Origin of the sequence: Arthrobacter sp. Helios (assembly GCF_023167125.1) — a bacterium.
Taxonomy (GTDB): domain Bacteria; phylum Actinomycetota; class Actinomycetes; order Actinomycetales; family Micrococcaceae; genus Arthrobacter_B; species Arthrobacter_B luteolus.
Genome location: NZ_CP095402.1, coordinates 1,399,550 through 1,411,107, shown reverse-complemented (window position 1 = coordinate 1,411,107; position 11,558 = coordinate 1,399,550). Strand labels below are relative to the sequence as shown.

Below are 11,558 nucleotides of genomic sequence, written 5' to 3'. Positions count from 1 at the left end.
GCCACTTGCCGGCCCAGCGTCCCGGCGTTCTTAGCGCGGTGACATCTGCCGCGCGGCGTAAATGGGCCGATTCGTACTTCGCGCCAAAACCGTGTTAGAGTTTTTCCCGTTGCAAACGAAGAAACGGAATAAAAACCGATCTTCGGAAGGCACCCTGCGCGGGTGGCGGAATGGCAGACGCGCTAGCTTGAGGTGCTAGTCCTCTTATTGAGGGTGGGGGTTCAAGTCCCCCTCCGCGCACAGTGGAGATACCCACAGCGAAGATCCTCCCGGATTCCTTATGGAAACCGGGAGGATTTTTTGTTTTCAGGTTTTCCGCGGCTGTGTGTCCTTTATCTCCACGCCAGTCTCACCGGCGTGAGAAGTGCTGACACTGTCACGGCCGCCGGGCCACCGGGTACGCTCGCATCATGGACGGCAGCGGGCTCCTGAACGTGATCCTGGTGCTCTTCTTTGTCCTGCTGGGCGGAGTGTTTGCCGGTGCGGAAATGGCGCTCGTGTCGCTGCGTGAGGGACAGATCCTGCGGATAGAGAGCTCCGGAAAGCGCGGTGCGAAGACGGCGCAGCTGGCCCGGAACCCGAACTTGTTCCTGTCCGCCATCCAGATCGGCGTCACTCTTTCCGGGTTTTTCTCCGCTGCCTACGGGGCATCGGCCCTTGCACCGGCTGCCGCGCCGGTCCTGGAAAGCTGGGGGCTGAGCCCCGCCGCGGCCCAGAGCACGGCATTCATTGCGATGACACTGGTGGTCGCGTACCTGTCGCTGGTGTTCTCCGAGCTGGTGCCCAAACGGCTCGCCATGCAGAACGCCGAAGCCTTCACCCGCGTCCTGTCTCCTCCCCTGGCTGGCTTCGCCACCCTGATGCGCCCGGTGATCCGCCTGCTGTCCGTCTCCACCGACGCCGTGGTGCGGCTGCTGGGAGCAGACCCGAACCTCAAGAACATGCCCATTTCACAGCAGGAACTACTGGAAATGGTGAAGTCCAGCCCAGTGCTTGCCGATGAAAGCCGGAGCATCCTGGCCGATGTTTTTGGTGCCGGTCAGCGTCTGCTGCAGGAGGTGATGCGGCCGCGTCCCCAGGTGGAATTCCTGCCGGCTTCACTCACCCTGGCCGAAGCCGGGCGCAGGGTGCACGTGCTGCCCTATTCCCGGTATCCGGTGACCGGGGAGTCCACCGACGACATCCTCGGTTTCGTCCATGTCCGGGACCTTCTCGGCCGGAGCCCGGAGTCTGCTGCGGACGTGCGGGTGGGGAGCATTGTCCGGCCCATCCTGTTCCTGCCAGGCACAGCCACGGTGCTGCCCACGCTTTCACGGATGCGGCGGGGGAAAAGCCATATCGCCGTCGTTGTGGACGAATACGGCGGCACCGACGGGATCGTGACGCTTGAGGACCTGGTGGAGGAGCTGGTCGGAGAGATTTACGACGAGTATGACACCGGCCGGGATCCGGAGGACAGGCACCTGCTGGTGGAGGGAGAGCTGATGGTCGACGGCGGCCTGATCCTTCAGGAGTTCGCCCGCCTCACCGGAATGGAATTGCCCGAGGGCCAGTATGAGACGGTGGCCGGCTACATCCTTGACCGGCTGGGACGGATGGCGGTGCCCGGGGACACCGTATCCGCGCCCGGCGGCCGGCTGCGGGTGACCGACGTCGACCACCATCGGATCCGTGCCGTGCGCGTGATCCCGGGGCCGCCGGTTGCTGACCGGAGCGCCGGCGGCGCGGAAATCTGAATCTGCCGGTCCGCCGGATGAATGCCGTCAGGTCCATTGCAGGCTGCTGGGCGCGGGGCGGAGAATACCGGGCATGAGTGTTCCCAGTCCCGGCGAGGAAACAGCGGCCGGCAGTGCGCCGCAGAGCAGCACCGGCCCTGCCCTGAAACGGGTCATGGGGAGCAAACTGCTGCTGCTGTTCATCATCGGCGATGTGCTGGGAACAGGCGTCTACGCCCTCACCGGGCAGATCGCCGGCGAGATCGGCGGCGCCGCCTGGGCGCCAATCCTGATCGCGTTCATCGTTGCAACAGTCACGGCGCTGTCCTATCTGGAACTCGTGACGAAGTACCCGCAGGCCGCCGGCGCTGCCCTCTACACGCACAAGGCCTTCGGCATCCACTTTGTCACCTTCCTCGTGACATTCGCTGTCCTGTGCTCGGGGATCACCTCAGCCTCCACCGCGTCGAAGTTCCTGGCGGAGAACTTCCTGGTCGGCTTCGACCTGGGCTGGGGGCAGTTCGGGGTCACCGTGGTGGCCGTGAGCTTTGTGCTGCTTCTGGCCGCGGTCAACCTGCGCGGTGTCGGCGAAAGCATCAAGTTCAATGTCTTCCTGACCCTGGTGGAGCTGACCGGCCTGCTGATCGTCATCGGCATCGGCTTCTGGGCCATGGGGCAGGGCAACGTGGACTTCTCCCGGGTGATGGTCTTCGAAACCGAAGAGGGGAAATCTGTCTTCCTTGCCCTGACCGCGGCCACCTCCCTGGCGTTCTTCTCCATGGTCGGCTTCGAGGATTCAGTCAACATGGCGGAGGAAACCCGGGACCCGGCCCGCATCTTCCCGAAGGTTATGCTCACCGGACTCGGCATCACCGTCCTCATCTACGTCCTGGTGTCCATCGCTGCCGTGGCCGTTGTGCCCGTCGGCCAGCTGTCTGAGAGCCAGACGCCCCTGCTCGAAGTCGTGCAGACGGGTGCCCCCGGATTCCCGATCGACGTTGTGTACCCGTTCCTGTCCATTTTTGCCGTCGCCAACACGGCGCTGATCAACATGCTGATGGCCAGCCGCCTGCTCTACGGCATGGCCCGCCAGGAGGTCCTGCCGCGGCCCCTGGCCCTGGTCCTTTCGGGGCGCCGCACCCCGTGGGCCGCGATCATCTTCACCACGGCCATCGCAGTGGGCCTGATCATTGTGGTCACCAATGTGATGGGCCCGCAGACTGTTTCTGCCCTCGGCGGGACCACGGCCCTGCTGCTCCTGTGCGTCTTCACGGTGGTCAACATCGCCTGCATCGTCCTGCGCCGGCATCCGCCGGATCCACAGCCCGGCGAGGAGGAAGGCCGCCCGCGCAAGACCTTCCGCTCCCCCGGAATTACCCCCTGGTTCGGAGCCCTGAGCTGCGCCTTCCTCGTTGGCCCCTGGGCCCAGGACCCCATTGAATACCGGATTGCCGGGATCCTGCTGGCCGTCGGCGTGGTGCTGTGGTTCTTCACCTGGCTCTGGAACCGGGCGGTCAAGGCCAAGCGCACACGCTTCACAGATCCGGAGGAACTCCATGGCTAGCGTCATCGTCGGGTACGTGCCCGGGCCCGAAGGTGAGGCGGCGCTGACCCACGCGCGGGCCGAAGCTGCCGTTGAGCGGGACCTGCTGGTGATCGTCAACGTCCGCACCACCGGGCGCGGGCTGGGGCACGGGCACGCCCACGGCGAGGATGCCGCTGACGACCTCGACGCGATCGCGGCGGAGCTGCAGGCAGACGGCCAGCCCTTCGAGATAGTCCACCCCGAGGGGGACTTTGACCCGGCGGATGAGATCCTCTCCGCGGCGGAGCGCTATTCCGGCCGGCTGATCGTTGTTGGGATCCGGCACCGGACTCCGGTCGGCAAGCTCATCCTCGGAAGCACCGCCCAGCGGGTGCTGCTCGAAGCTGGCTGCCCCGTTCTCAGTGTTAAGGCGGGGCAGTAAGGATGTGGCGGGGCAGCGGGCCAGCGCGGCAGCGGTCAGCGTGTCAGGGGGGGGCCGTGCCCGGGCTACCTGCTGCCCTCGAGTTCCTCCGCAATCGCCTCGATGCCCGTCCACGTCTCCGCGAACGACGTCGACAGCGGTGAGAGGCCCAGCCGGATGCCGTCCGGGTTGCGGTAGTCCGGGATGATGCCGCGCTGCCACAGCCGTGCGGTGATGTCCTTGAACGCCGGATGATCGATGGTGATGTGGCTGCCCCTGCTCGCCGGGTCCCGCGGGGACGCGAGCACAACACCGTACCGGGCCAGGACCTCGTCCACAGCTTCAACGGCGAAGGCCGTCAGGGCTACGGACTTTGCCCGCACAGCCTGGATCCCCACCCGGGCGATGAGGCTTGCCATGTCCTGCATGGCGAGCATCCCCAGGATGGGCGGGGTTCCGGAGACCACCCGTGCAATACCGGCAGCCGGCACGTACTCAGCCCCCATGGCGAAGGGGTCACCGGCACCCAGCCACCCCTGGATGGGCTGCGCAAAAGTGTCCTGGTGCCGGCGGGCAACGTAGGCCCAGGCGGGCGCGCCGGGGCCGCCGTTGAGGTATTTATAGCTGCAGCCCGCCGCGTAGTCCACGTTCCAGGCATCCAGTTCCGCCGGCACCGAGCCGGCCGAATGGCACAGGTCCCACAGCACCCGTCCGCCTGCCGCGTGGACCAGTTCGGTGATCGCCGGAACATCGGCGATAAACCCGGAACGGTAGGCCACGTGGCTCAGCACCACCAGGGCGGTCCGGGGTCCGACGGCGGCCGCAACCGCTTCGGGCGACACACCGCCGTCGTAAGCCGCATCCACCCAGCGCAGGGTCAGCCCGCACTCGCGGGCGATGCCGTCCATCACATACCGGTCGGTGGGAAAGTTGTCCCGGTCCAGTACGATCTCCGTGCGCCCGGTCCCTGCGGCAACGGCGGCGCGGGCCAGCTTGTACAGCAGGACCGTGGTTGAGTCGGCGACGATGCACTGACCCGGAGCCGCGCCCAGGACGCTGGCCCCGAGCTGGTCGCCGACCGCCGCGGGCAGGCCCAGCCAGCCCTCGTCCCATCCGCGGATCAACCGGCCGCCCCACGCCTCACTGATGAACTCGGCCATCCGGTCCAGTGTTGCCGCCAGCGGCCGGCCCAGGGAGTTGCCGTCCAGGTAGGCACTGACACCGGGATCATTGTGCCCGATGAACAGTTCACGCAGGCCGGCCAGTGGATCTGCGGCGTCGAGTTCCTTGGCGCGGTTCAGGAAGGTGGAGGCTGTCATGGCCCGAAGGCTAGCAGCCTAAACGCCGGTCGATCCTCCCGCCGCACCCAGCGGACGCGCGGCTCCGTGGAAATGACGGCGGCGGGTCCGCTGGTTCCAGCCGGTGAACGTGGTTTCCCCGCGCTCCCCCGGTGATCCGGCGTCTGAAATCCGCAGGCTGACCGTCGCTGGGAGGAACACCGGAGACTCGAAGTCAATCTCCCATTCGAACGGTTCCTGCACTGCCGGCCCCGTCTCCGCGACCACCCGGGAGGCGAGGTACATCCCGTGGGCGATTGAGCGTTTCATGCCCAGCGCCTTGGCGGACAGGCTGCTGAGGTGGATGGGGTTGAAGTCGCCGGAGACCCTGGCATAGTTCCGCCCGGCATCCGCACCGAGCCGCCACTGCGCCGTGGGCAGCGGCGGAACGAAGTCGGCCCGTTCCGCGCCGCGGGCCGGACGGTCGAGCCGGGGAAGGAACACGCCCTTCGCGAGGTACGTGGACCTCCCGGTCCAGACCAGTTCCGTCCCGGACCGGACTTCGGCGACCAGCTCAACCCGGGTTCCGGCACGGTGGCCGGCCAGGTTTTCCGCCCAGGCCGTCACGGACAGCGGTTCCGTGTAGTGGATCGGCCGCAGGTGCCGGACCTCGTTGCGCAGATGCACCATTCCCAGCAGCGGCAGCGGGAAGTCCTCCCGCGCCATGACGCTCATGGCCACCGGGAACGCGAACGTGTGGACGTATCCGGAGGGAAGGGTGTCCTGCGCGTTGTGCATGACCAGCCGCTGGAAGTCCGTCAGCTTCGCCAGGTCCACCCGGGCCTGCGGCACGGAGTGCCGCGCCGCAGGAAGATCGTCCGCGGACGGCGGTGACAGCCGGCTGCGGGCAGCGTTGCCGACGGCGGCGAGGTACAGCCGTCCGAGGGCCGGGATTTCCTCCAGTTCCTGCACGCTCATGCGCCCACCATATTCTGGCCGCAGACCCGCAGGACAGTGCCGTTGATGCCGGCGGCCGCATCCGAGGCCAGGAAGGCGATGGTTTCAGCGACGTCCAGGGGAAGCCCGCCCTGCTGCAGGCTGGAGAGCCGGCGGGCGACCTGCCGGGTCAGGGCAGGCATCCGGGCAGTCATGTCTGTTTCGATGAAGCCCGGCGCCACGGCGTTGATTGATCCGCCCCTCGGAGCCAGCAGCGGTGCGGTGGCCTGGACCATGCCGATGATCCCGGCCTTCGACGCGGCGTAATTGGTTTGCCCGCGGTTCCCTGCGATGCCGCTGGTTGAGGCCAGGGAGACAATCCGGCCGCTCCGGCTGAAAGTCTCCGAGGCCAGGAAGCGTTCGTTCATCTTCAGCTGGGAGGAAATGTTGACGGCCAGTACCGAATCCCAGCGGGAGGAGTCCATGTTGGCGAGCAGCTTGTCCCGGGTAATGCCGGCATTGTGGATCACAATGTCCAGGTTCCCGTAGCGGTCCGCCGCGTGCTGCAGGATCCGGTCCGCGGCGTCATCCCGGGTGATGTCCACCTGCAGGGCCGTTCCGCCGATTTCGTTGGCCACGGCAGCAAGCTGTTCCCCGGCGGCGGGAACGTCAACCACAATCACCGTGGCGCCTTCGCGGTGCAGCACCCGGGCGATCGACGCGCCGATTCCACGGGCTGCCCCGGTAACGACGGCGGTTTTCCCGGCCAGTGAGGCCGTCCAATCCGCTGGCAGCTCACCGGCGGCAGAACCGACGGTGATGAACTGGCCGTTGACGTAGGCGCTGCGGCCGGAGAGCAGGAAGTGCAGGGCGGCGGCCACGGCCGGTGCGCCGGCGTCCGTGCCGTTGGCCAGCACGATGCCGTTGGCGGTGGCGCCTCCCCGCAGTTCATGGGCGAGGGACCGGAGGGTCCCGTCGATGCCCTGCCGGACTGCGGCGGCCGCCGGGTCCCCGGCTTCGGCGGCCGGACGGGAAACGGTGATGATCCGCCCGCCGGGGGCCAGATCCCGCAGGCTCGCACCGGCGTCGAGCACGACGGCGGAGAGGTCCTCCGGAGCGAGGGCCTCGTCCAGAACCAGGAGGATGGCGCCCAGGCGTTCCTTCGGAGTGGCGTGCCGGCGCACATCCTGCTGCCAGGAAAGCATCATGGACGCCAGCACATCCGCCGACTCTCCCTTGCCCAGCAGCAGTACAGGGCCGGGGACCAGCGGTTTGGCAGGATCAAAGCGCCGCAGCACGGCCGGCCGGGGCAGGCCGAGTTTTTTGGCGATTTCCTTGGTGAAGCCGGAATTAACGAGGTTCAGATAGGAATCGGTCATGATCAGCGCGCCTCCAGGATAGCCACGAGGCCCTGGCCGCCGGCGGCGCAGATGGAAATCAGCCCCCGGCCGGAGCCCTTCTCGTGCAGCATCTTCGCCAGGCTGGCGACAATCCGGCCGCCGGTGGCCGCGAACGGGTGGCCGGCTGCGAGGGAGGAACCATTAACGTTCAGCCTGCTGCGGTCAATACTTCCCAGCGGACCCTCCAGGCCCAGCCGGGTGCGGCAGAATTCGTCGTCCTCCCATGCCGCGAGGGTGCTGAGCACCGTCCCGGCGAAGGCTTCGTGGATTTCGAAGAAGTCGAAGTCATCGAAGCTGAGGTTGTTCCGGGCCAGCAGCCGCGGAACGGCGAAGGCCGGGGCCATCAGGAGGCCGTCCCGGCCGTGGACGAAATCGACGGCACCGGCCTCGGCGTCGACAATGTTGGCGAGCATGGGAAGGTCGTTCTCCCGCGCATAGTCCTCGGAACCCAGCAGCACCACGGAGGCGCCGTCGGTGAGCGGCGTGGAGTTGCCCGCCGTCATGGTCGCTTCGTCACCCAGTGCCCGGCCGAAGACGGGTTTGAGGGACGCGAGTTTCTCCAGGGAGGTATCGGCGCGCAGGTTGGAATCCTTGGACAGGCCCCGGTACGGGGTCAGGAGGTCATCGAAGAACCCGCGGTCATAGGCGGCCGCCAGGTTCCGGTGGCTGTTGTAGGCCAGCTCGTCCTGGCTTTCCCGGGTGATCTTCCACTGTGCCGTCGTGAGCGCCTGGTGTTCCCCCATGGACAGCCCGGTCCGGGGTTCGCCGGTGTTGGGCGCATTCGGCGCCAGGTCCCTGGGCCGGATCTTCGCAACGGCCGCGATCTTCTGCTTGGCGGTCCGGGCCCGGGAGAGATCCAGCAGTGCGCGGCGCAGCCCTTCGCTGACGGCGATGGGCGCATCGGAGGCGGAGTCGACGCCACCGGCGATCCCGGATTCCAGCTGGCCCAGCTTGATCTTGTTGGCCAGGGACACCACGGTCTCGAGTCCCGTCGCGCAGGCCTGCTGAACGTCGTAGGCCGGAGTCTCCGGCGAAAGCGCCGAACCCAGCACCGCTTCGCGGGTCAGGTTGAAGTCCCGGGAGTGCTTCAGGACGGCGCCGGCGGCAACGGCGCCGATCCGCTCGTTTTGGAGGCCGAACCGGGCCACCAGTCCGTCCAGTGCAGCGGTCAGCATGTCCTGGTTGGAGCTGTGCGCGTACGCTCCGCCGGACCGGGCAAACGGGATGCGGTTGCCGCCGATGACCACGGCATTCCGCACGGCGGGACCTGAGGGCTGGGCGGGCCGGGGCGCGGACGTGGGTTGAGCAGCCATTCGTCGATCTCCTTGGGGGTCGGTGTGTGACGGGAGTTACTGTTACCCAGCGTACCTGATACGCTGGGTATCGTGAACAGCGCAGTGAAACAAACCACATCTGCCCCGGATGGCCGCTCCATCCGGTGGGAAGCCCACCGGGCCGAGCGCCGCGGCGCCCTGATCAGAGCCGCCCGCCGCGCTGTGCACACCCTCGGTGCACAGGCATCGATGGAGGAGATCGCCGCCGCCTCAGGGACCTCGAAATCCGTCTACTACCGGTACTTCGGTGACAAGCCAGGGCTGCAGCAGGCGATGGGTGAAGTTGTCATCCATCAGATGCAGGAGAAGATCCTGGCGGCAGCCCGCAGCGCTGCCTCTCCCCGGTCCGGCCTGCGCGCCATGGTTTCCGCCTATCTGCAGATGGCGCAGACCTCCCCCAACGTGTACGCCTTCGTCACTGGAAGTCCTGCCGGTGAAGCAGCGGCAACGAACGGAAACGGTGTCGCCGCCGCCCTTTCCGACTTTTTCGCCAACATCAGCGCCATGATGGACCACGCAGTGAAGGCCTACCTGGAAGGCCATGAATCGAATGCCCTGACCCAGGCTGCCGCCGGCTTCTGGCCGACAGCAGCCCTGGGCATGGTCCGGGCTGCCGGTGAGCGCTGGCTGGCCACCCCTCCCGGACCGGGCCGTCCCACCGAAGCAGAAATGACCGACCAGCTGACCGTCTGGTTGTTCGACGGCATCGGATGGGACACCCCGGACCCCGCACTGACTCCCGACTCATCCTCAGCCACACCGCCGCACCGCACCGGGCGCAGGCCCGCCGCAGCCGGTGCCGACAAGTAAGGACACGCCATGACGCAATCAGTCTCCACTCCCGAGCGCGAGCTTCCGGCCAGCACCGTCATCAGCGATGACGATACGGCTACTGTCAACGTCGAGGCCCTGGGCCGCGCGCTGCTCGGCAAGTGGCATGACATCCGGCTGCAGGCCCGCAGGCTGGCGGGCAGCGACGTCCTGCACACACCCGCGGGGCTGACCCACACCGAGCACCGGCTGCGGGTTATGGACCAGCTGAAGGTACTGGTGGACGCCGACGCCGTGCACCGGGCATTCCCGGCCTACGTCGGTGGCCAGGACAACCACGGGGGCAACATCGCCGGCTTCGAGGAACTGGTGGTTGCAGACCCCTCCCTGCAGATCAAGGCCGGCGTCCAGTGGGGCCTCTTCGGCTCCGCTGTCCTGCATCTGGGCACCCGGGAGCACCATGAGAAATGGCTTCCGGGGATCATGAGCCTGGACATTCCGGGCTGCTTTGCGATGACGGAAACCGGCCACGGTTCCGACGTCTCCAGCATTGCCACCACCGCCGAGTACGACGCCGCAGCCGGGGAATTCATCATCAACACCCCGTTCCGCGCGGCCTGGAAGGACTACATCGGCAACGCGGCAGTCAACGGCAAGGCGGCCGTGGTCTTCGCGCACCTGATCACCAAAGGCGTGGATCATGGCGTTCACGCCTTCTATGTGGAGCTCCGCGATGACAACGGCTTCCTGCCCGGGGTTGGCGGCGAAGACGACGGCGTCAAGGGCGGGCTGAACGGCATCGACAACGGCCGCCTGCATTTCGACAACGTCCGGATCCCACGGACCAACCTGCTCAACCGCTACGGCGACGTTGCTGAGGACGGCACCTACTCCTCGACCATCGAGAGCCCGGGCCGCCGATTCTTCACCATGATCGGCACCCTGGTCCAGGGCCGGGTCTCCCTGGACGGGGCAGCCGTGGCCGCCTCCAAGCTCGGCCTCAAGATCGCCGTCCAGTACGCCACGGAGCGCCGCCAGTTCAACGGCGGCTCCGACACGGTCGAGGAAGTCCTGATGGACTACCAGCAGCACCAGCGCCGGCTGCTGCCGCTGCTGGCCACCACCTACGCGGCATCGTTCGCGCATGATGAACTTCTCGCCAAGTTCGATGACGTTTTCTCCGGCGCCGACGACACCGACGAGAACCGCCAGGATCTGGAAACCCTCGCCGCGGCCCTGAAATCGCTCTCCACCTGGCATGCCCTGGACACCCTGCAGGAATGCCGCGAAGCGACCGGCGGGGCTGGCTTCCTTGCAGAGAACCGGCTGACGGCCCTTCGCGCCGACCTGGATATCTACGTCACCTTCGAAGGCGACAACACCGTCCTGCTGCAGCTGGTCGCCAAGCGGCTGCTGGCCGATTACGCCAAGGAGTTCCAGGGCGCCGACTTCGGAGTCCTGGCCCGTTATGTGGTTGGCCAGGCAACCGAGCGCACCTTCAACCGTTCGGGTCTGCGCCGGATCGTGCAGACCGTCGCGGACTCCGGTTCGGAAAAGAAGTCAGCCATCGCTCTCCGCGACCCCAAGGCGCAGCACGATCTCCTGACCGACCGGGTGGCAACAATGGTCGCCGAAGTCGCCGGTAACCTGCGCGAAGCGCGGAAGCTGCCCAAGGCCGAAGCCGCCGCAGTGTTCAATCAGAACCAGCACGACCTGATCGAGGCGGCCCGCGCGCACGCCGAGCTGCTGCAGTGGGAAGCATTTACCCGGGGGCTGGACGGGATTAACGACGCCGGGACGCGCCAGGTGCTTACCTGGCTGCGGGATCTGTTTGGCCTTGGCCTGATCGAAAAGAATCTGGCCTGGTACCTGATGCACGGCCGGCTGTCCTCCCAGCGGGCCCGCACCCTGGGTGACTACATCAACCGGCTGCTCGCCAAGATCCGGCCGCACGCCCTGGACCTGGTGGACGCCTTTGGCTACGGCCCGGAGCACCTCCGGGCGGCCATCGCCACCGGTGCCGAGAAGGTACGCCAGGACGAATCAATGGAGTATCAGCGGCTGCTGCGCGCCAGCGGCGGTGCAGCGATCGACGAGAAGACGCTCATCCTGCGGAAGAAGCAGGCGGCCAAGGCCAGGGGCTGACACCGCTCCTGCACGCCAGCCGCCGCTGCGGCGG

At 67.0% G+C, this 11,558-nt stretch carries 9 protein-coding genes and 1 tRNA gene; 6 read left to right on the top strand and 4 right to left on the bottom strand.

Features of this window, described 5'->3' with window-relative positions:
- Positions 1-156: 156 nt before the first annotated feature.
- The 4 genes from ArtHe_RS06240 (at position 157) to ArtHe_RS06225 (ending at position 3,682) form a co-directional block, all read left to right on the top strand.
- Positions 157-240, top strand: a tRNA-Leu gene (locus tag ArtHe_RS06240).
- Between the two features lie 170 nt (positions 241-410).
- Positions 411-1,736: a hemolysin family protein gene (locus ArtHe_RS06235; protein ID WP_248319214.1), complete on the top strand. Its 1,326-nt coding sequence runs from the start codon at positions 411-413 to the stop codon at positions 1,734-1,736.
- Between the two features lie 154 nt (positions 1,737-1,890).
- Entirely contained in the window at positions 1,891-3,279 is a 1,389-nt protein-coding gene (locus ArtHe_RS06230) for an APC family permease (RefSeq protein ID WP_248319692.1), read from the top strand.
- The gene (locus tag ArtHe_RS06225) at positions 3,272-3,682 is read left to right on the top strand and encodes a universal stress protein (protein ID WP_248319213.1); all 411 of its coding nucleotides are present in this window, start codon (positions 3,272-3,274) and stop codon (positions 3,680-3,682) included. The genes ArtHe_RS06230 and ArtHe_RS06225 overlap by 8 nt, the downstream gene beginning before the upstream one ends.
- Before the next feature lie 65 nt (positions 3,683-3,747).
- Here the strand turns inward: ArtHe_RS06225 and ArtHe_RS06220 are convergent, their stop codons facing one another.
- From ArtHe_RS06220 to ArtHe_RS06205, 4 genes are read right to left on the bottom strand one after another with little or no spacing between them, the layout of a single operon-like run.
- Positions 3,748-4,980: an aminotransferase class V-fold PLP-dependent enzyme gene (locus tag ArtHe_RS06220; protein WP_248319212.1), complete on the bottom strand. Its 1,233-nt coding sequence runs from the start codon at positions 4,978-4,980 to the stop codon at positions 3,748-3,750.
- Between the two features lie 18 nt (positions 4,981-4,998).
- Positions 4,999-5,916 carry a MaoC/PaaZ C-terminal domain-containing protein gene (locus ArtHe_RS06215; protein ID WP_248319211.1) on the bottom strand — a complete coding sequence of 306 codons (918 nt, stop codon included), beginning with the start codon at positions 5,914-5,916 and terminating at the stop codon, positions 4,999-5,001.
- On the bottom strand, positions 5,913-7,253 hold the full coding sequence (locus tag ArtHe_RS06210) for a 3-oxoacyl-ACP reductase (protein ID WP_248319210.1): 1,341 nt from the start codon (positions 7,251-7,253) through the stop codon (positions 5,913-5,915). Before ArtHe_RS06210 ends, ArtHe_RS06215 begins: the two co-directional genes overlap by 4 nt.
- Positions 7,254-7,255: 2 nt before the next feature.
- Entirely contained in the window at positions 7,256-8,587 is a 1,332-nt protein-coding gene (locus ArtHe_RS06205) for an acetyl-CoA C-acetyltransferase (protein ID WP_248319209.1), read from the bottom strand.
- Positions 8,588-8,671: 84 nt separating this feature from the next.
- Between ArtHe_RS06205 and ArtHe_RS06200 the strand changes: the two genes are divergently transcribed.
- Together ArtHe_RS06200 and ArtHe_RS06195 are read left to right on the top strand one after the other, a co-directional pair.
- On the top strand, positions 8,672-9,418 hold the full coding sequence (locus tag ArtHe_RS06200) for a TetR/AcrR family transcriptional regulator (RefSeq protein ID WP_248319208.1): 747 nt from the start codon (positions 8,672-8,674) through the stop codon (positions 9,416-9,418).
- Between the two features lie 9 nt (positions 9,419-9,427).
- Positions 9,428-11,524, top strand: coding sequence for an acyl-CoA dehydrogenase (locus ArtHe_RS06195; protein ID WP_248319207.1), 2,097 nt, complete (start codon positions 9,428-9,430; stop codon positions 11,522-11,524).
- Positions 11,525-11,558 lie beyond the last annotated feature (34 nt).

What these genes read in the sequence shown, in the direction of transcription:
- ArtHe_RS06235 (WP_248319214.1), top strand. Translation starts at nt 411, where the DNA reads ATGGACGGCAGCGGGCTCCTGAACGTGATCCTGGTGCTCTTCTTTGTC.
- ArtHe_RS06215 (WP_248319211.1), bottom strand. Translation starts at nt 5,916, where the DNA reads ATGAGCGTGCAGGAACTGGAGGAAATCCCGGCCCTCGGACGGCTGTAC.
- ArtHe_RS06225 (WP_248319213.1), top strand. Translation starts at nt 3,272, where the DNA reads ATGGCTAGCGTCATCGTCGGGTACGTGCCCGGGCCCGAAGGTGAGGCG.
- ArtHe_RS06220 (WP_248319212.1), bottom strand. Translation starts at nt 4,980, where the DNA reads ATGACAGCCTCCACCTTCCTGAACCGCGCCAAGGAACTCGACGCCGCA.
- ArtHe_RS06205 (WP_248319209.1), bottom strand. Translation starts at nt 8,587, where the DNA reads ATGGCTGCTCAACCCACGTCCGCGCCCCGGCCCGCCCAGCCCTCAGGT.
- ArtHe_RS06195 (WP_248319207.1), top strand. Translation starts at nt 9,428, where the DNA reads ATGACGCAATCAGTCTCCACTCCCGAGCGCGAGCTTCCGGCCAGCACC.
- ArtHe_RS06210 (WP_248319210.1), bottom strand. Translation starts at nt 7,253, where the DNA reads ATGACCGATTCCTATCTGAACCTCGTTAATTCCGGCTTCACCAAGGAA.
- ArtHe_RS06230 (WP_248319692.1), top strand. Translation starts at nt 1,891, where the DNA reads ATGGGGAGCAAACTGCTGCTGCTGTTCATCATCGGCGATGTGCTGGGA.